The organism is Streptomyces sp. NPDC037083 (assembly GCF_055606485.1).
The window spans coordinates 71,315-90,191 of the sequence record NZ_JBVJSQ010000004.1 but is presented as its reverse complement, the minus strand read 5'-3'; the positions used below and the strand labels follow the sequence as shown (position 1 = coordinate 90,191).

At 71.2% G+C, this 18,877-nt stretch carries 15 protein-coding genes and 1 pseudogene; 9 read left to right on the top strand and 7 right to left on the bottom strand.

Annotated features, from left to right (window positions below; genetic code table 11):
• Positions 1 to 2: 2 nt before the first annotated feature.
• From cysC to ACZ7DE_RS12525, 7 genes are all read left to right on the top strand, one after another.
• Complete coding sequence (cysC, locus tag ACZ7DE_RS12555; protein ID WP_470760273.1) at positions 3 to 602, top strand: adenylyl-sulfate kinase; 600 nt, start codon at positions 3 to 5, stop codon at positions 600 to 602.
• On the top strand, positions 599 to 1,537 hold the full coding sequence (gene cysD, locus ACZ7DE_RS12550; protein WP_470760271.1) for a sulfate adenylyltransferase subunit CysD: 939 nt from the start codon (positions 599 to 601) through the stop codon (positions 1,535 to 1,537). Before cysC ends, cysD begins: the two co-directional genes overlap by 4 nt.
• A 2-nt stretch (positions 1,538 to 1,539) precedes the next feature.
• A complete protein-coding gene (locus tag ACZ7DE_RS12545; RefSeq protein WP_470760269.1) occupies positions 1,540 to 2,874 on the top strand; it encodes a sulfate adenylyltransferase subunit 1 in 1,335 nt (444 codons plus the stop codon).
• A 234-nt stretch (positions 2,875 to 3,108) separates the two neighbouring features.
• Positions 3,109 to 4,221 carry an aliphatic sulfonate ABC transporter substrate-binding protein gene (locus ACZ7DE_RS12540; protein WP_470760267.1) on the top strand — a complete coding sequence of 371 codons (1,113 nt, stop codon included), beginning with the start codon at positions 3,109 to 3,111 and terminating at the stop codon, positions 4,219 to 4,221.
• A gap of 10 nt (positions 4,222 to 4,231) precedes the next feature.
• Positions 4,232 to 5,044 carry an ABC transporter ATP-binding protein gene (locus ACZ7DE_RS12535; RefSeq protein ID WP_470760265.1) on the top strand — a complete coding sequence of 271 codons (813 nt, stop codon included), beginning with the start codon at positions 4,232 to 4,234 and terminating at the stop codon, positions 5,042 to 5,044.
• Complete coding sequence (locus ACZ7DE_RS12530; RefSeq protein ID WP_470760263.1) at positions 5,031 to 5,945, top strand: ABC transporter permease; 915 nt, start codon at positions 5,031 to 5,033, stop codon at positions 5,943 to 5,945. The genes ACZ7DE_RS12535 and ACZ7DE_RS12530 overlap by 14 nt, the downstream gene beginning before the upstream one ends.
• A 5-nt stretch (positions 5,946 to 5,950) precedes the next feature.
• Positions 5,951 to 6,700 carry a sirohydrochlorin chelatase gene (locus ACZ7DE_RS12525; RefSeq protein ID WP_470760261.1) on the top strand — a complete coding sequence of 250 codons (750 nt, stop codon included), beginning with the start codon at positions 5,951 to 5,953 and terminating at the stop codon, positions 6,698 to 6,700.
• Positions 6,701 to 6,931: 231 nt separating this feature from the next.
• On the opposite strand, the gene ACZ7DE_RS12520 is transcribed toward ACZ7DE_RS12525, so the two are convergent.
• Entirely contained in the window at positions 6,932 to 7,915 is a 984-nt protein-coding gene (locus ACZ7DE_RS12520) for an ArsR/SmtB family transcription factor (protein ID WP_470760260.1), read from the bottom strand.
• A 198-nt stretch (positions 7,916 to 8,113) separates the two neighbouring features.
• On the opposite strand from ACZ7DE_RS12520, the gene ACZ7DE_RS12515 reads away from it, so the two are divergent.
• On the top strand, positions 8,114 to 9,430 hold the full coding sequence (locus ACZ7DE_RS12515) for an MFS transporter (RefSeq protein ID WP_470760258.1): 1,317 nt from the start codon (positions 8,114 to 8,116) through the stop codon (positions 9,428 to 9,430).
• A gap of 406 nt (positions 9,431 to 9,836) precedes the next feature.
• Here ACZ7DE_RS12515 and ACZ7DE_RS12510 read toward each other — a convergent pair whose 3' ends face one another.
• A complete protein-coding gene (locus tag ACZ7DE_RS12510; RefSeq protein ID WP_470760256.1) occupies positions 9,837 to 10,859 on the bottom strand; it encodes a ketopantoate reductase family protein in 1,023 nt (340 codons plus the stop codon).
• Positions 10,860 to 11,019: 160 nt separating this feature from the next.
• Positions 11,020 to 11,574 (bottom strand): DUF1697 domain-containing protein, encoded by a 555-nt coding sequence (locus ACZ7DE_RS12505; protein WP_470760254.1) that lies wholly within the window; start codon positions 11,572 to 11,574, stop codon positions 11,020 to 11,022.
• A 393-nt stretch (positions 11,575 to 11,967) separates the two neighbouring features.
• Between ACZ7DE_RS12505 and ACZ7DE_RS12500 the strand changes: the two genes are divergently transcribed.
• Positions 11,968 to 14,235, top strand: coding sequence for an MMPL family transporter (locus tag ACZ7DE_RS12500; RefSeq protein WP_470760252.1), 2,268 nt, complete (start codon positions 11,968 to 11,970; stop codon positions 14,233 to 14,235).
• 176 nt (positions 14,236 to 14,411) lie between these two features.
• Here the strand turns inward: ACZ7DE_RS12500 and mgt are convergent.
• The 4 genes and pseudogenes from mgt to ACZ7DE_RS12480 all read right to left on the bottom strand — a co-directional run bounded on the left by mgt (position 14,412) and on the right by ACZ7DE_RS12480 (position 18,825).
• Positions 14,412 to 15,681, bottom strand: a pseudogene (gene mgt / locus ACZ7DE_RS12495) (macrolide-inactivating glycosyltransferase).
• Positions 15,682 to 15,743: 62 nt separating this feature from the next.
• Positions 15,744 to 17,018 carry an ABC transporter substrate-binding protein gene (locus ACZ7DE_RS12490; RefSeq protein WP_470760250.1) on the bottom strand — a complete coding sequence of 425 codons (1,275 nt, stop codon included), beginning with the start codon at positions 17,016 to 17,018 and terminating at the stop codon, positions 15,744 to 15,746.
• The gene (locus ACZ7DE_RS12485; protein WP_470760249.1) at positions 17,018 to 17,851 is read right to left on the bottom strand and encodes a carbohydrate ABC transporter permease; all 834 of its coding nucleotides are present in this window, start codon (positions 17,849 to 17,851) and stop codon (positions 17,018 to 17,020) included. The genes ACZ7DE_RS12490 and ACZ7DE_RS12485 overlap by 1 nt, the downstream gene beginning before the upstream one ends.
• Positions 17,848 to 18,825, bottom strand: coding sequence for a carbohydrate ABC transporter permease (locus ACZ7DE_RS12480; RefSeq protein WP_470760247.1), 978 nt, complete (start codon positions 18,823 to 18,825; stop codon positions 17,848 to 17,850). The genes ACZ7DE_RS12485 and ACZ7DE_RS12480 overlap by 4 nt, the downstream gene beginning before the upstream one ends.
• Positions 18,826 to 18,877: the final 52 nt, after the last annotated feature.

Sequence of the window (18,877 nt, the reverse complement as noted above, 5' to 3'; positions counted from 1 at the left end):
CCATGACCGCGACTTCCACGAACGTCCCCACACCCACCCCCACTTCTACGAACCGGGAGAACCACGTGACGACCGGAGCCACCGTCTGGCTCACGGGTCTGCCGAGCGCCGGCAAGACCACCATCGCGTACGAGCTGGCCGGCCGGCTGCGCGAGGAGGGCCACCGCGTCGAGGTGCTCGACGGCGACGAGATCCGCGAGTTCATCTCCGCGGGCCTCGGCTTCAGCCGCGAGGACCGGCACGTCAACGTGCAGCGCATCGGTTTCCTGGCCGAGCTGCTCGCCCGTAACGGCGTGAAGACGCTCGTGCCGGTGATCGCACCGTACGCGGACAGCCGCGAGGCGGTGCGCAAGCGCCACCAGGAGAGCGGAACCGCCTACCTGGAGGTTCATGTGGCGACCCCGGTCGAGGTGTGCTCGGTGCGTGACGTGAAGGGCCTGTACGCCAAGCAGGCGGCGGGCGAGCTGACCGGGCTCACCGGGGTCGACGACCCCTACGAGGCGCCCGAGGCGCCGGACCTGCGGATCGAGTCCCAGGACCAGACCGTGCAGGAGTCCGCGGCGTCGGTGTACGCCCTGCTCAGCGAGAGGGGACTGGCATGACGACGACCGTCGCCGCGACCGGGGAGGGCACGGTCAGCCCGTACGCCCTGAGCCACCTGGACTCGCTGGAGTCCGAGGCGGTGCACATCTTCCGTGAGGTGGCGGGCGAGTTCGAACGGCCGGTGATCCTGTTCTCCGGCGGCAAGGACTCCATCGTCATGCTGCACCTCGCGCTGAAGGCGTTCGCGCCCGCCGCGATCCCCTTCTCGCTGCTGCACGTCGACACCGGTCACAACTTCCCGGAGGTGCTCGAGTACCGGGACCGCGTGGTCGCCGCACACGGTCTGCGCCTGCATGTGGCCTCCGTGCAGGACTACATCGACCGCGGGGTGCTGAGGGAACGTCCCGACGGGACGCGCAACCCGCTGCAGACGCTGCCGCTCACCGAGAAGATCCAGGCCGAGAGGTTCGACGCGGTCTTCGGCGGCGGCCGCCGCGACGAGGAGAAGGCCCGCGCCAAGGAGCGCGTGTTCTCCCTGCGGGACGAGTTCTCGCAGTGGGACCCGCGCCGGCAGCGGCCCGAGCTGTGGAACCTGTACAACGGCCGGCACGCGCCCGGCGAGCACGTGCGCGTCTTCCCGCTCTCCAACTGGACCGAGCTGGACGTCTGGCAGTACATCGCCCGGGAGGGCATCGAGCTCCCCGAGATCTACTTCGCGCACGAGCGGGAGGTGTTCCAGCGCGGCGGGATGTGGCTGACCGCCGGCGAGTGGGGCGGCCCCAAGGACGGTGAAACCGTCGAGAAGCGTCTCGTGAGGTACCGGACCGTCGGCGACATGTCCTGCACCGGCGCCGTCGACTCCGACGCCGTGACGCTGGACGACGTCATCGCCGAGATCGCCGCCTCCCGGCTGACCGAGCGCGGCGCGACCCGCGCCGACGACAAGATGTCCGAGGCCGCGATGGAAGACCGCAAGCGCGAGGGGTACTTCTAAGCATGAGCACCATCATCACCGAGGAACTCTCGGCCACGACCCTGCTGCGGTTCGCCACCGCCGGTTCCGTCGACGACGGCAAGTCCACCCTGGTGGGCCGGCTGCTGCACGACTCCAAGTCGATCCTCAGCGACCAGCTGGAGGCCGTGGAGCGCGCCTCGGCCAGCCGCGGCCAGGAAGCCCCCGACCTGGCTCTCCTCACCGACGGCCTGCGCGCCGAGCGCGAGCAGGGCATCACCATCGACGTGGCCTACCGCTACTTCGCCACGCCCCGGCGTCGGTTCATCCTCGCCGACACGCCGGGACACGTGCAGTACACCCGCAACATGGTGACGGGCGCCTCGACGGCCGAGCTGACGGTGATCCTGGTCGACGCCCGCAACGGCGTCGTGGAGCAGACCCGTCGGCACGCGGCGATCGCGGCCCTGCTGCGGGTTCCGCACGTCGTGCTCGCCGTCAACAAGATGGACCTGGTCGAGTACCGGGAATCCGTCTTCGCGGCGATCGCCGAGGAGTTCACGGCGTACGCGAGCGAGCTGGGCGTTCCCGAGGTCACCGCGATCCCGATCTCGGCGCTCGCCGGGGACAACGTGGTGGATCCGTCGGCGAACATGGACTGGTACGGCGGGCCGACGTTCCTGGAACACCTGGAAACGGTTCCCGTGAGCCATGATCTGGCGCACTGCCACGCCCGCCTTCCCGTGCAGTACGTGATACGTCCGCAGACCGCCGAGCACCCGGACTACCGGGGATACGCCGGTCAGATCGCGGCGGGCACGTTCCGGGTGGGCGAGCCGGTGACGGTGCTGCCGTCGGGCCGGACGTCGACGATCGCCGGCATCGACCTGCTGGGCGAGCCGGTCGACGTGGCGTGGACGACCCAGTCGGTGACCGTGCTGCTCGCGGACGACGTCGACGTCTCGCGCGGCGACCTGATCGTGCCCACCAAGGACGCGCCGGCCACCACCCAGGACGTCGAGGCGACCGTGTGCCATGTCGCCGACCAGCCGCTGACCGTCGGCCACCGCGTGCTGATCAAGCACGGCACCCGCACGGTCAAGGCGATCGTCAAGGACATCCCGTCCCGTCTCACGCTCGACGACCTGTCCCTGCACCCGCACCCGGGACAGCTCGTCGCCAACGACATCGGCCGCGTGAAGATCCGTACCGCGGAGCCGCTGCCGGTGGACTCCTACGCCGACTCCCGCCGCACGGGCTCGTTCATCCTGATCGACCCGTCCGACGGCACCACCCTCACCGCGGGCATGGTCGGCGAGTCGTTCGCCGCGCCGGAGCCGGTCAAGGACGAGTCCGACGACGACGGTTGGGACTTCTGATCGTGAATTCGACCGATTTCTACTCGACGTTCGCGAAGGAGGGCGGCCGTGTCGGCAGCGGCGCCCTCGGCAGCGGGCAGGGCGGGGTGGCGCGATGTGCGCTGTGACGTACGCGCACTGCCTGCGCGCCCGCTCCCCCCACCCGCCGTCCCGGAAGCGACGAAGACCCTTGCCGATTTCCCGGCCACGACCTGAAAGACCGTGACCGCCGGGCCAACGAGAGGAACCCCTCCCGTGCCTGCCAGCAACAACGCTTTTCTTCGCCGCGGCATCGCCGCCGTAGCGGCCCTTCCCCTGCTCGCCCTCGCCGCCTGCGGTTACGGCTCCGAGGCCAAGGACGACAACGCCAACGAGAAGGTCGCCGCCGGATCGGAGAAGATCGACGGACTCGACTCCGTCAAGATCGGCTACTTCGGCAACCTGACCCACGGGACCGCGCTGGTCGGCCGTGAGCAGGGCATCTTCCAGAAGGCGCTGGGCGCCACCAAGGCGTCGTACGCCACCTTCAACGCCGGCCCGTCCGAGATCGAGGCGCTGAACGCCGGTTCCATCGACATCGGCTGGATCGGCCCCTCGCCGGCCATCAACGGTTACACCAAGTCCGGCGGCAAGAGCCTGCGCATCATCGGCGGTTCGGCGTCCGGCGGCGTGAAGCTGGTCGTCAACCCGGACAAGATCAAGTCCATCAAGGACGTCAAGGGCAAGAAGATCGCGACGCCTCAGCTCGGAAACACGCAGGACGTGGCGTTTCTGAACTGGATCGCGGAGCAGGGCTGGAAGGTCGACGCGCAGAGCGGCAAGGGTGACGTCACGGTCGTCCGCAGCGACAACAAGGTGACGCCCGACGCCTTCAAGGCCGGTTCGATCGACGGCGCCTGGGTGCCGGAGCCGACCGCGTCGAAGCTGGTCGCGGAGGGCGGCAAGGTCCTCCTCGACGAGGCGTCGCTGTGGCCCGACAAGAAGTTCGTGATCACGAACATCATCGTGTCGCAGAAGTTCCTCAAGGCGCACCCGAAGGTCGTCGAGGCCGTCCTCAAGGGCTCGGTCGAGGCCAACAAGTGGATCAACGCCAACCCGGCGAAGGCCAAGGCGGCGGCGAACAAGCAGCTGGAGGCCGACTCCGGCAAGGCGCTGCCGACGAACGTCCTGGACTCGGCGTGGACGTCGATCCAGTTCATCAACGATCCGCTGGCCTCCACGCTCAACTCGGAGGCGGACCACGCGGTCAAGGCGGGTCTGCTGGAGAAGCCCGACCTCAAGGGCATCTACGACCTGACGATCCTGAACAAGGTCCTCAAGGCCGAGGGCGAGCCCGCGGTCGACGACGCCGGTCTCGGCGTCGGCTGATCGAAGTCCGATGAGTTCCCAGGAGGTGACGACCATGGCCACGACCCTCGCCAAGGCCGCCGAGACCGCTGAATCGGTGGAGTACGCGGCACGCCTTGAGCACGTCTCGAAGTCCTTCGCGGGACCGGGCGGGCAGCAGCTCGTCCTGGACGACATCACCCTCGATGTCGCTCCCGGCGAGTTCGTCACCCTCCTGGGGGCCTCGGGCTGCGGGAAGTCCACACTGCTGAACCTGGTGGCGGGGCTCGACGAGCCCTCCGCCGGCACCATCACCACGGACGGCCGTCCGGCGCTGATGTTCCAGGAGCACGCCCTCTTCCCCTGGCTGACCGCCGGCAAGAACATCGAGCTCGCACTCAAGCTGCGGGGGGTCGCGAAGCCCGACCGGCGCGGCAAGGCGGAGGAACTGCTCGAACTGGTGCGGCTGAAGGGCGCGTACGGAAAGCGGGTTCACGAGCTTTCCGGCGGTATGCGGCAGCGCGTGGCGATGGCCCGCGCGCTGGCGCAGGAGAGCCAACTGCTGCTGATGGACGAGCCGTTCGCGGCGCTGGACGCCATCACGCGAGACGTGCTGCACGACGAGCTGACCCGGATCTGGGAGGAGACGGGGCTGTCCGTTCTCTTCGTCACGCACAACGTGCGCGAGGCGGTGCGGCTCGCTCAGCGGGTCGTGCTGCTGTCTTCCCGGCCGGGCCGGGTGGCGCGCGAGTGGACGGTCGACATCCCGCAGCCGCGCCGGATCGAGGACGCCCCCGTGGCGGAACTGTCCATCGAGATCACCGAAGTCCTGCGTGGGGAGATCCGCCGTCATGGCCAGCACTGAGACGAAGACGACGGCGACGGCGACGGCGACGAAGAAGCCGTCCGCCACGGAGCTGGCCGGTGTGGAGGCGGGTCTCGACGCGCTGGACGTGGTCGCGCCCACCGGTCGCGTCCCCTTCCGCCGGACGTTCGTCGACAAGGTGCTGCCGCCCATCATCGCGACCGCGCTCCTGCTGGTCGTCTGGCAGATCACGTTCAAGGTGGTCGACGATCCGACGAAGCTGGTCTCTCCGCTGGACGTGTGGCGCACGCTGCAGGACGCCTGGCTCCGAGGCGAGCTGCTCGGCTACATCTGGACCAGCGTCTCGCGCGGTCTGCTCGGCTTCCTGTTCGCCCTGGCGATCGGTACCCCGCTGGGTCTGCTGGTGGCACGGGTGAAGTTCGTGCGGGCGGCGATCGGGCCGATCCTGTCCGGTCTGCAGTCGCTGCCGTCGGTGGCATGGGTGCCGCCGGCCGTGCTGTGGCTGGGACTGAACAACTCGATGATGTACGCGGTGATCCTGCTCGGCGCGGTGCCGTCCATCGCCAACGGGCTGGTGTCCGGGGTCGACCAGGTGCCGCCGCTGTTCCTGCGGGCCGGGCGCACGATGGGCGCGACAGGACTCAGGGGAACGATCCACATCACGTTGCCGGCCGCGCTGCCGGGATACGTGGCGGGTCTGAAGCAGGGCTGGGCGTTCTCGTGGCGTTCGCTGATGGCGGCCGAGATCATCGCGTCCTTCCCCGATCTCGGCGTCGGCCTGGGTCAGTTGCTGGAGAACGGGCGCAACGCCAGTGACATGTCGATGGTGTTCGAGGCGATCCTGCTCATCCTGTTCGTCGGCATCGCCATCGACCTGCTGATCTTCAGTCCGCTGGAGCGGTGGGTGCTGCGCAGCCGCGGCCTGCTGGTGAAGAGCTGAAGCCCATGCACAGGAAGCCGGTTTCCCCCGTCCTCGTGGTGATCGCCCACGGCAGCCGCGACCCGCGACACGCGGCGACCGTCCACGCCCTGGTGCGGCGGGTACGGGCCCTGCGGCCGGGGCTGCGGGTGGAGACCGGATTCCTGGACTTCAACATCCCCTCCGTGCAGGGGGTGCTGGAGACCCTGGCCAGGGAGGGCGTGCGTGAGGTGGTGGCCCTGCCGCTGCTGCTGACCCGCGCCTTCCACGCGAAGGCGGACATCCCCGCGGTTCTGCGGGACGCGCCGCCGCAGCTGCGGATCCGGCAGGCCGCGGTGCTCGGCCCCGCTCCGCTGCTGCTCTCCGCCCTCGAACGGCGGCTGTACGAGGCGGGGTTGACGCCCGCCGACAAGTCCTCGACCGGGGTGGTACTGGCCTCGGCGGGGTCCACGGACCCGGAGGCGATCGCAGTGATCGCAGAAATCGCGCGGGAGTGGCGGCGTACCGGTTGGTGCGCCGTGCGGCCTGCGTTCGCCTCCGCATCTCTTCCGCGCACCGAGGACGCGGTGCGCGAGCTGCGCGCGCTGGGGTGCTCGCGGATCGCCGTGGCGCCGTACGTGCTGGCCCCCGGCTTCCTGCCGGACCGCATCGCGCGGGGCGCGGCCGAGGCGGACGTCCTGGCGGACGTACTGGGCCCGGCGCCGGAGGTGGCGCGGGTCCTGCTGGAGCGCTACGACTCGGCGCGGACGCCGGCACTGGCGGCGGTCGGAGCCTGACGGCCGCGGGCTGCGGGTTGCCGGCTGCCGGCTGCCGACTGCTGCTTGATGGCCGCCGGCTGTCTGACGGCTCCGGGCCGCAGGCTGCTGGCCGCGGGCCGCTTCGGTTGCCGGCCGACGGCCGTCGGCTGCGCACGAGACGACTGGCGGCGCGCGCCTGCCGGACGAGCGGGCAATCGGCGGATCCGGGCGCGGGCGGACGGCGGTCCGGCGGGTCAGCGGGTCGGCGGGTCAGCGGCAGAGTTCGTCGCCCAGCCGGGTGCGGGCGTATCGGACCGTGCGGCCGTTGCGGGTGCGGCTGAGGAGTCCCGCGTCGTAGAGGATCGCGAGGTGCTGGCTGACCGCGCCCGGGGTGACGTCCAGGCGGTGGGCGAGTTCGGTCGTGGAGGCCGGTTCGGCGAGCAGGAGCAGGATGCGGGCCCGTGGACGGCCGAGGAGGCGGACCAGAGCGTCGTCGGTGACCGGCGGCGGTTCCTCGGAGAGCGTGGCGCGGCCTCGCGCGGGATAGATGAGCGTCGGGGGCCGCGAGGGGTCGATCAAGGGCTGGGCGCCGCGGGCGAACAGGGTGGGCAGCAGCACCAGTCCGCGCCCGGCGATGCCGATGCCGGCCCATGGCGCCGGCATCATGAAGTGCTGTGTGGACAGCTGGAGATGGCTGCCGGTCCAGGTGAGCCGAGAGTCGAGTCCGGAGAGCAGGGCACCGGCGCCCTGCTCCGTCAGCACCCGTCCGCGGTAGGCGAGATCGGCCTCCAGGATGCTCTGCACGCGGGGCCACCAGTCGGTGGCGAGGCAGGTGTGCCAGTAGGCGTCGAGGGCGTCCGCGGAGCGGGCGAGGAGGGCAGCCGGCTCGGCGAGGCCGCGGACGACCACGGGCGGCAGCGCCTGCTCGGTCCGGTAGGTGGCCCGGAAGTCGGCGGCGACGAACTCCGTTGGAGTGGAGCGCAGTTGGGTCATCTCCTCGGCGAAGGCGGGCCTGGCCCGTTCGGGGCGCGGGGTGAGGAAGTCCGGCACCCACAGCCAGGGAGCGACGAGCGCGGTGAGCATCTCGCGGTCGAGGGAGTCCAGATGGGCGCGGATGCGACGCAGCCACGGCCGGTGGTGTGGGTAGCGGGCGGGGTCGTGCAGGCAACGCAGCGAGAACACCGTCTCCTGGAGCGGGGAGTACGCGAAGGAGGTGGCGGCGAGGTCGTCCACGGCGAAACGGAACTCGATCAACGGTGCACCCCCGGTCAAAGGCCGCCTGCACTCCCGGTCAGGGGCCGCACGCGAACATCGTCCGCGCCGGCTCGTCGTCCGTACGGGCGCGGACTCCGCATGGGCGCAGTGTCCCTGCCGGCTCGGCTCCGTGGTCGACCATTGAGCCCCAGACTAAATCAATTTCGGCAGGGGAATGCGGCCGGGTTGGCTGTCGCCATGACCACGACACCGACCTCGCCCTCCCCTGACCAGGACAGTCCCCCACTCTCCCCGGTCGACCGCGCCACCCGGGCCGCCGGGCTGCTCCCCGCCGATCCCGTCCTGCGCAAGGCCACGCTGCTGACGATCCTCAACTCCCTCGGAAACGGTCTCTACTTCCCGCTCGGCGTCCTCTACTTCACCCGGATCGTCGGCCTCGACGCGACCGCGGTCGGGCTGGGCATGACGGTCGCCGGGCTGATCGGCGTGGCGGCCGGGGTGCCGGCCGGTCGCGCTGCGGACCGATGGGGCGCCCGACGGGTCGGGGCACTGCTGTGGGGTGGGACCGGGATCGCCACGGCCGCGTACGTCCTGGTGCACTCGTACGCCGGCTTCCTGGTGACGGTGGTCTGCGCGACCGGGCTGCAGATGGCGAGCCGTGGCGTGCAGGGTGCGCTGTACGCGGACGTGCTGCCCGCGGCGACGCGGGTTGAGTCGCGGGCCTATCTGCGGATGGTCACCAACGTCGGCATGGGGGTGGGCGGCCTGTTCGGCGCTGTAGCGCTCCAACTCGACACGCGCGAGGCGTACATGACCGTCATTCTGGTCAACGCCCTGTCGTTCGCCGGACCGGCGCTGCTGGTGCCTCGGCTGCCGCTCGCACCGCACGTCCTGGACCGTCCGCCGATCGACGCCGACGCCCCGGCCGCGAACCGCTGGCGGGCGGTGCGCGACCTGCCGTTCCTGACTGTGACGGTGCTGAACGCCGTACTGGTCGTGCAGTACACGCTGTCCGAGGTCGGACTGCCGCTGTGGATCGTGGAGCGCACCGACGCGCCGCGCTGGACGGCCGCCCTGCTGATGATCGTGAACTGTGTGCTGGTGGCGCTGCTCCAGGTGCGGGTCGCCCGCCGCGCTTCCCAAGTCACCAGTGCCGTGCGGGCGATGGGCTGGGCCGGGCTGCTTCTCGCCGTTTCCTGCGCGGTGTACGCACTCTCGGCGGGACTGTCTCCCGTGTGGGCGGTGCTGGCGCTGACGGTCGGCGCGGTGGTGCAGGTCTTCGCCGAGGTTCTCTCGGCGGCGGGCGGCTGGACCCTGGGCTACGAGCTCGCCGACGCCCGTGCCCACGGCGTCTACCAGGGTGTCTTCGGCGCGGGCATGTCCGCGGGCATGATGGCGGGCCCGGCCCTGGTCACGGTGACCGCCGTCCAGCACGGCACGGCCGGCTGGGCGGTGCTGGGCGTGCTGTTCGCGGCGGCGGGGCTCGCCATGGGGCCGGCGGCACGACGAGCGGGGCGGGACGCATGGCGGGGAGAGATACGCACGGCGGCCTGACAGGCAGGCGGGCAGGCGGGCAGGCGGCCGACAGGTAGGTAGACCTACCGACCGGGCAGGGGCGGAGGCGCAGGCGACCGGGCCGCCGCGCGTGCGGCACGGGGAGCCGGGATAGACCCTGCTCGCGCCGGCGACCGTGTGGGGGGGAACAGCGGTCAGGGTGATGCGTACGGGAGTTCCCGGCTGGCCGCGGCCACGGGCACGGTCATGTCGAGCAGCGTCGAGCTCGCGCAGGTGCTGATGTCCCTGGCAGCGCGGTGGGGGGCGTGTCCTTACCCCGCACAGCTCGGCCTGCCTGCGCGGGGCCGAAAGCGCAGGGGTGGATACACGACGAGCTGTTCTCCCTGCGGGTGCGACCGTCCCCGAGGTGCACAAGGCCGTCCGGGAAGCGGGTCCGGCTGTCGGCTCAGTCCCCCTCGGCCGATGTCTCGGCGGCGTCGGCCAGGCGGATCAGGTCCGGCAGAGGCAGGGATCCCGGTGCCCTCCGCTCCCGGGCGAACTCGTTCGCGAGCCGCTGCAGCAGTTCGTTCAACGGGGTCGCCACGCCGTGCAGGCGGCCGAGGAGTGCGATCTCACCGTTGAGGTGGTCGGCCTCGATGCTGCCTGCGCCGCGGCTGAGGGACTGCCAGGAGGATCCGCCGCCCCGGGGCGTGCCGTCGAGGGGCACGAGGGTGACCTTGTCGCCGCGGGCCGCACGCTGTTCCGCGGCGTCCACGTAGGCGATTCCGGCCGCTTCGAGCACCGCCGCGCCCTCCGCCCGCACCCGCTCGGACAACGCCTCGGCCGACGGGCCGCCGACCGGCCCGCTCACCGCCTCCAGGGCGTTGCCGAGGTTGGACAGCAGCTTGGCGTACTGCCAGCGCGCCACGTCCGGTACGACCGGCGCCTCGAAGTGCGCCTTCTCCAGGTCGGCGGCGATGCGGCGGGCCGTGTCGTCGGCGCCGTGCGGGTACCGGCCGAGGTGGAGGATGCCGGTGAGCGGGGTGCCCGCTGCGGAGACGACGCCGGGTTCGACATGGGTCGAGGGCAGCCAGACGCAGACGGCGTAGACGTGCCGGAAGCGGCGCAGGGCCAGCCGCGGGCTCTCCACTCCGTTCTGGGCGCAGACCAGCGGAAGCCGCTCGGCAGCCGTGCCGCCGCCCTCGACCGGGGCCGGGCCCCAGGCGTGGAGCGCCGCTTCGCTGTCCTGGGTCTTGACGGCGAGGACGAGGACGTCGTCGGCGCGCAGTGAGCCGAGTTCGTCCGGTCCGGCGACCACGGGCAGCCGGTGCGTCTGCTCGCCCTCCGGCACCCTGAGCCGCAGTCCGCCCTCGGCGAGCGCGGCCCGGTGCGCGCCGCGCGCGACCAGGACGACCTCCTGCCCGGCCTCCGCCAGCCGGCCGCCCACCGTTCCGCCGATCGCCCCTGCCCCGATGATGATGTAGCGCATGGGACGAGCCTCGCACAGTCGTGCCCACGCCCGGCACGGCAACGGGTGGTCCCCTGGACCGCCGCGCACCCGAGGAGACCCGCCGCGGCGCCGACCCGCGGCTCACCCCGCCGCGCGGGATCCGCCCGGCCTCCCACTCGGGTTGCTCGGGCCCGCACGGTCACGAGGCCGGTTGGGTCATCTCCACCAGCTTGAGGACGGTGTTCCAGTTCCGGGTCGTGGCGATGAGTCCCTTGTTGAGGCGCGGCTTGGCCAGTTGCTCGGCGAGCTTGGACCGGCCCAGCCCCTCGGGGGCGTACAGGTACAGGGCGCGGTCGCCGAGGCGGAACTCCTCCGGGCGGTGAGCGGCCCGGTCGACACCGGCGTAGCGCTCCTCGTCGACGGGGCCGGAGAAGTAGGTGACGTGGAGCTGCTTGGCCGTCAGCTCGGCGGCCGGGAACGGACAGGCTTCGACGACCGCTTCCAGATAGGCGTGATCGCGGACGATCACGTCGACGGCGAAGCCGAAGCGTTCCTCGACGGCGGCCGCGAGATCGGCGGCGAGGCTCTCCTCGTCGCCGTGTGCGCTGGAGAACACGGCCTGGCCGCTCTGGAGGTAGGTGCGCACGTCGCCGTGGCCGAGTCCCTCGAGCAGCGTGCGCAGTTCGGCCATCGGGACCTTTCTGCTGCCGCCTACGTTGATGCCGCGCAGCAGTGCCGCGTACGTCGTCGTCATCCGCCCACCATAGGCGGCCGTCGTGCCCCGTGGGGGTGGGCGCGACGGCCGCGGCCGGGGTGCGGGACCGGGACGAAACTCTGGCCGATCGGCGGGCTGCGGATCAAGATCTGACGCACTTCTCCAGAGGCCTGTGACGTGCTCGACAAACGGGCTTCATCACAAATCCGTCCTTCGCCGCCGACTTCACCCTGATCGCCATCCCGGAGATCGACGATTAGATGTAAGGGGCCACTGTCCTCCCCAGCGGTGAGACGACGCGGTCCGAGGGGAGGAGTACCGCTCCCCGCACTTCACCGGGCAGCACGAGGAAATGGCTTTATCCGGCCCATATCTTGAATCGAAAGGTGGCGGCAGGGGGCTGCCACCGCACCACAAGGGGGCAGACCCGTCATGGGTAACGGAGACATACGGGTGCGGGGCATCGCCGCGCGGGCCGGCGGCTGGAGCGCCCGCCATCGATGGGCTGCCGTGGGCATCTGGGTGCTGTTCGTCGTCCTGGCCATGGGGATCGGCTCGGCGGCGGGCACGGTCGAGGTCAAGGAGAGCGATCAGCTCGGGGGCGAGACCCGCACGGCCGCCCGCATCATCGAGGACGCCGGCATCGACGAGCCGGCCGGCGAGACCGTCCTCATCCAGTCGAAGGACGGCTCCGTCAAGGCGACGGACGCGGAGTTCAAGGCCGCCGTCAGCGCCGTCGTGGCGGCCGTCGGCAAGACCGGCGAGGTCACCGACGTGACCTCGCCGTACGACACGGGCACGATCTCGAAGGACGGCCGCAGCGCGCTCGTCCAGTTCGACATGCGGGGCGACTCCGACACCGCGGGCGAGCGGGTGGAGCCCGTGCTCGACGCCGTCGAGGGCGTGCGCAAGGACCACTCCTCGCTGCGGATCGAGGAGATCGGCGGCGCCAGCATGATGAAGACGTTCGACGACGCGTTCGGCGACGACTTCCAGCAGGCGGAGTACTCCGCGGTGCCGGTGGCGCTGGGCATCCTGCTGATCGCCTTCGGCGCGCTGGTCGCGGCGCTGCTGCCGGTGGCACTGGCGATCACCGCGATCATGGCGACGACGGGCCTGATGGGCATCGTCAGCCACTTCCAGCCGATGGACGACACCGCGAGCTCCGTGATGCTGCTGGTCGGTCTGGCCGTGGGCGTCGACTACTGCCTGTTCTACCTGCGCCGTGAGCGCGAGGAGCGGGCGGCGGGCCGGGACCCGGAAACCGCGCTCCGGATCGCCGCCGCCACCAGCGGCCGCGCCGTGATCGTCTCCGGTGTCACCGTGTGCGTGGCCATGGCGGGCATGCTGTTCACCGGGCTCGCCACGTTCGAGGCGATGGGACTGGCCTCCCTGATGGTCGTCGCGGTCGCCATGGTCGGTTCGGTGACCGTGCTGCCGGCGCTGCTGTCGCTGCTCGGCCATCGGGTGGAGAAGGGCCGGATCCCGTTCCTGCACCCGGAGCGGCGCCGTAAGAACGCCGGCCGCCGGCAGACCGACGAGGGCAGCCGGTTCTGGAGCGCCGTCCTGAAGGTCGTCCTCGCCAAGCCCGGCGTCTCGCTGGTCGTCGCGTCCGGCGCGCTGCTCGCCATCGCCGCGCCCGCGGTCGGTATGAAGACCCAGCAGCTCACCCTGGACCAGGAGTTCGGCGACTCGCTGCCCATCGTGCAGACCTACAACCGGCTCAACGAGGCCTTCCCGGGCGGCTCCGAGCCGGCCGAGGTGGTCGTCAAGGCGGACGACATCAACTCCGCCGAGGTGAAGGCGGCGCTTGCGCAGTTCAAGGAGCAGGCGGTGAGCTCGGGCGCCTCCCGCGGCCCGGTCGAGATCAAGCTGCACGACGCGCAGAACATCGCCTATGTGTACGTCCCGCTGGTCGGCGGCTCCGACCTGGACAAGGCGGGCGCGAGCCTGGACAAGCTGCGCGACGAGGTGCGGCCGGCCACGCTCGGCAAGGTCGACGGCGTGCAGGCGCCGATCAGCGGACAGGTGGCGGGTTCGAAGGACTTCAACGACCAGCTGGGCGGTGCGGTGGCGCCCGTCTTCGCCTTCGTCGTGGTCTTCGCCTTCCTGCTGATGCTGCTGTCGTTCCGTTCGCTGACGATCGCCATCACCTCGATCGTGCTCAACCTGCTGTCGGTGGGCGCGGCCTACGGCATCCTCGTGGCCGTCTTCCAGCACGGCTGGGGCGCGTCGCTGGTGGGCGCGGAGGGCGTCGGCGCCATCATCACCTGGCTGCCGCTGTTCCTCTTCGTGATCCTGTTCGGCCTGTCCATGGACTACCACGTGTTCGTGGTCTCGCGGATCCGTGAGGCGCGGCTGCGCGGGCGTTCGACGAACGAGGCCATCCAGCACGGCGTGGTCACCACGGCGGGCGTGGTCACCAGCGCCGCCGTCATCATGGTCGCCGTGTTCGCGATCTTCGGAACGCTGTCCATGCAGTCCATGAAGCAGATGGGTGTGGGCCTGGCGGCCGCGGTCCTGATCGACGCGACGATCATCCGGGGCGTGCTGCTGCCGGCCGCGATGGCGCTGCTGGGCGAGCGCAACTGGTACCTGCCGACGTGGCTGCGCTGGCTGCCCGACCTCACGCACGACGAGGCCCCGGAGGCGATCGCGCCGACGGCGCGGGACGACGAGGGCGAGCGGCTGAGGGTCTGACCCGCACCGCGCCCCGCTGAACCCGAGGGCTCGTAGACTTCCCGGTGGAGTCGACGAGCCCTCGTCTGCGCCGGCGGCGGAATGGAGGCCGGACGGGGCCGGCACGGGAGATCAGGCCGGGAGATCAGGCCGGGCGGTCAACCCGGTAGGTGGATCCGGTGGGCCAACCCGGGTTCTCAGCCGGGGAGTTCGGCCTCGATGAGGTCCGCCGCCCGGTGCGTGCCGCCCTCGGCCGCCATCCCGGCCCGGATCGCCGTGAGCCGACGGGCCACCTCGGCGTCGCCGACGAGCGCGAGGGCGGTCTCCCGCAGGACCTCGGCCGTGGCGTCCGGCGTGTCGATGCGCCGGGCCACGCCGAGCCCCTGCAGTACGTCGGCGTTGCCGAACTGGTCCGCGGCCTGCGGTACGGCGATCATCGGCGTGGCCGTGGCCAGGCCCTCCTGGCTGCCGCCCGCGCCCGCGTGGGTGACGAACAGGTCGGCCTGCTTCAGGACCGCCAACTGGGGTACCCAGGCGTGCACTTCGACGTTGCCGGGGACGGCGCCCAGCACCGCGGGATCGATGCGCCCGCCGATCTGCAGCACGAGACGCCAGCCGGGCAGGTCGCCGAAGGCCTTCACGCACTCGCGGTAGAAGTCCGGACGGTCGGTGAAGGTCGAGCCCAGCGACACGAGCACGACCCTTTCCGCGTCGGCGGGCCGCTTCCACTCGCCCTCGGCCGCCCGGTCGCCCTGGCAGGCTCCGACGAACGTGTACACGCTGTCGTCGACCCGGTCGGCGTGGGGCTGGAGCGCCCTGGGGATCAGCACGAGGGAGCGGGCGGGCCGGCCGGCGAAGCGGTCGGGGTGCTCGGTGATCCCGTTCTCCTCGAGCCAGGCATGGAACCGGGCGTAGTAGGCCCTTCCGCGTTCGGTCCGCCTCGGCTCGGCCCACATCGGTTCGGCGACCTCCTCCTCGTAGCCCTCCCAGGCCACGAGGTTGGGCGAGAGGGAGATCGCGGGGACGGCCCAGCGGTGGGCGAGGACGCGGGCCGGGTAGGAGGTGATGTCGTGCAGCACCAGGTCCGGTTCGTCCCCCTCGTAGGCCTCGATCAGCTGGGGCAGTGCCTGGATCGCGTCGGCCAGGAAGGGCTCCACGTTGTCGAGGAGGGTGCTTCCCCAGGCGGCGGGGTCGTCGTCCGGCGAGGGCAGCGTCGAGTGCCACGGCTTGACCTCCGCGCCGGTGGCGGCGACCTTGTCGGCGAAGACGGGCGGAATCGCGTACGTCACCCGGTGCCCGCGCGCGACGAGTTCGCGGATCACTTCGAGGCTGGGGTTCACATGGCCGTGGGCGGCGATGGAGAACATGGCGATGTGGGCGGGGCGAGCGTTCATGACAGCGACCGTAGGCGAGACGAGACGTCTCGTGCAACTCGATTTCCTTGCACACCCCGGAACTGGGTCCCATCAATCCCTCCCGAGAGCAGAGGAGTTGAGGCAGGCGGACGCGCCGGCCGCCGAGCCGGGCGCCTATCGCTGGTAGCGCGCCAGCACCAGGTTGCCGTCCTTCTCCAGCCGCTCGCGCAGTTCGCCGAGGCCGATCGCCCCGCTGTAGTACTCCTGGAAGGCGGGGGTGGCGACCTTGTCCTTCCACTCGGGATAGCCCCGCACGGACTGGGCGGGCGCCGGGCGCAGGTGCGCGGCGAGCGCGGCGCCGGTCGCCCAGTCGTCCTTCGCGGTGTGCAGAGCGGGGTCGGCGAGCGCCTGCGTGCCGGTCGGCAGCATCCAGTCGCCCAGCGCGAGGCGCACCATGTTCTTCGGCTGCAGCAGGAAGTCGACGAACGCCACGGCCTCCTTCTGGTGCGGGCTGTCCTTCGCGACCGACAGCGTCTGCGGGCTGACGCCCTGGGCCAGTCCGTCGGCGCCCGCCGGGGCGGGCAGGACCTGCCAGTCGAAGCCCTTCGGCGCCTGCTGTGCGATCTGCTGACGGTAGGAGAAGCCGAGCGGGACCATCGCGTACCTGCCCCCGAAGAAACCGGGCAGGGTGTCCGACCCGCCGCTGCCCAAGGTGGTGGGCGAGGCGCTGCCGTCACGGCCGACCTGGTCGTGGATCGTGCGCGGGACGACCTCGTCGCCGGCCTCGAAACGGACGGTGACATCGCCGTCCGCGTCCCGGTGGAACAGCTGCCCGCCCGCCGACAGGGAGAGGTTCAGGGTCGCGGAGACGGGCTCCTTCAGCGGCCAGGCCACGCCGTACTTTCCCTGGCCGCCGAGCTGTGCGGTGATCTTACGGAACTCCGTCCAGCTCCAGGGGTGTTCGGGGGTCGGGATCCGCACGCCGGACGCCTTCAGCCAGGTCGCGTTGGCGACGAGGACGCGCGGTTCCTGGAGGAAGGGCACGCCGTAGACGCCGTCACCGAACGTCGTGGTCTGCCAACTGCGCCGCGGGATGTCCGACATGAGACGCGCGGGCAGCAGGCCGGTCAGGTCGGCGAGGTAGCCGCCGTAGGCGAAGTCGGCGAGGTCGTCCGAGGCGTCGTGGATGATGTCGGGCGCCTCACCGCCCTCGAAGGAGGTGAGGAGCTGGTCGTGCACGCTGTCCCAACTGCCCTGCACGTAATCCACCTTGATGCCGGGGTGGCTCGCGTTCCACTGCTTCACCAGTTCCTTGTTGGCCGCGACGGACTCCTCCTGCCAGGCCAGGGACTGGAAGCGCAGGGTGACGGGGCCGTCGTCGCGCCCGCCGCCTGAGGAGCAGCCCGCGAGGAGCAGCAGGACGACCACGACCAGCGCTCTCGTGCGCATCAGCTCTTCACCGCCCCGGCGAGCATGCCGCCCGTGATCCGTCGCTGGACGAGGGCGAAGACGACCAGCGAGGGCAGGGTGGCGAGGAACGCGGCGGCGGCCAGCGGCCCGAGGTCGGCCGCTCCCTCCGCCCCGATGAAGTGGGTCAGCACGACCGGCAGCGTCTGCTTCTCCGGCGTTTTCAGCAACACCAGCGCGAAGAAGAACTCGTTCCACGCCGTGATGAAGGCGAACAGCGCCGTCGCCACGATCCCGGGCGCGAGCAGCGGCGCGGTCACCGACACCAGGGTCCGCAGCCGGCCCGCGCCGTCGATCGCCGCCGCCTCCTCCAGTTCTGCGGGGACGGCCCGGACGTATCCGACGAGCATCCACAACGCGAACGGCAGCGACCACACCACGTACACCATCACCAGCCCCGGCACGGAGTCGATCAGCCGCAGGTTCTTCAGCACCAGGAACAGCGGGATGATCACCAGCACGAACGGGAACGCCTGGCTGACCACCACCCACCCTGACGCGGCCCGCGCGAGCCGGGTGCGCCTGCGGGCCATGACGTACGCCATCGGCGTGGCGAGCGCGACGGCGATGACGGCGGCGCTCAGCGCGGCGAGCAGGGAGTTGAACGCGGCCTGCAGCAGCGGCTGTTCGTCGAAGGCCTGGCGGAAGTTGGCGAGCGTGGGGTCCTTCGGGATCCAGGTGGGGTGCAGGCTGCCCAGTTCGCGGGGCGGCTTGAACGCGACGGAGAGGAGCCACAGGAAGGGGAAGGCGAGGAAGACGAGGTAGGCGAGCAGCGCCGTGTACTGGCCGGCGCGGGCCGCGGGTCGGGTCCTCACCGTTCGTCGCCTCCCGCGATCCGGCCCGCCAGGAAGAGGGCGAGGCACACCGAGACCACCGCGACCATCACACAGCCCATGGCCGCCGCATACCCGAACTGGCCGTAACGGAAGGCCTCTTCGTAGGCGAAGAGCATGGGCAGCCGGGTCCGGCCGCCGGGCCCGCCGTTGGTCAGCACGTAGACCAGGGCGAAGGAGTTGAAGTTCCAGATGAAGTTGAGGGCCGTGATGGCGAGGGCGATGGGTCTGAGGGCGGGCCAGGTGACCGTCCGGAAGCGCCGCCAGGCGCCCGCCCCGTCCACGGCGGCCGCCTCGTGCAGTTCGCGCGGGGTGTTCTGCAGGCCGGCGAGCAGGGCGACCGTCGTCTGCGGCATGCCCGCCCACACGCCCACGACGATCACCGCGGGCAGGGCGGTCGCCAGCCCGCTGAGCCAGTCCCGTCCGTCGCCCAGGCCCAGATCGCGCAGGGTCTCGTTGAGGATGCCGGCGTCCGGGTTGTAGACGAGCCGCCACATGACGCCGACCACCACCTCGGGCATCGCCCACGGGACGATCGCGAGGGCGCGGGCCAGCCAGCGCAGCCGCAGGTCCTGGTCGAGCAGCAGGGCGAGGCCGAGGGCCAGCAGGAACTGCGGGACGGTCACGCCGACCGCCCAGACCAGGCCGATCCGGAACGACTCCCAGAACAGCGTGTCCTGCAGCAGGTCGGAGAAGTTGAGGGCGCCGATCCACCGGGTGGGCGCGGTACGGCCGGACTGGGCGTCGGTGAACGCCAGCACGATCCCGTACAGCAACGGGCCGACGCTCAGCACCAGGATGGGGATGAGGGCGGGCAGGACGAGGAACCACGCGCCGTGGCCGGCGGCGCCGCGCTGCGGGCCGGTGCCGGACGCGAGGCGCACCGGCCGTTCCTTCTCGGGCGCCGACGACACCAAGAACGTCCCCCTTCCCGCGGCTGAGACGGGCTCCGCCATGGTCGTGAAGGTGCTTGTACCCGTCAAGACACCGCGCGCGCGGTCCGATCTG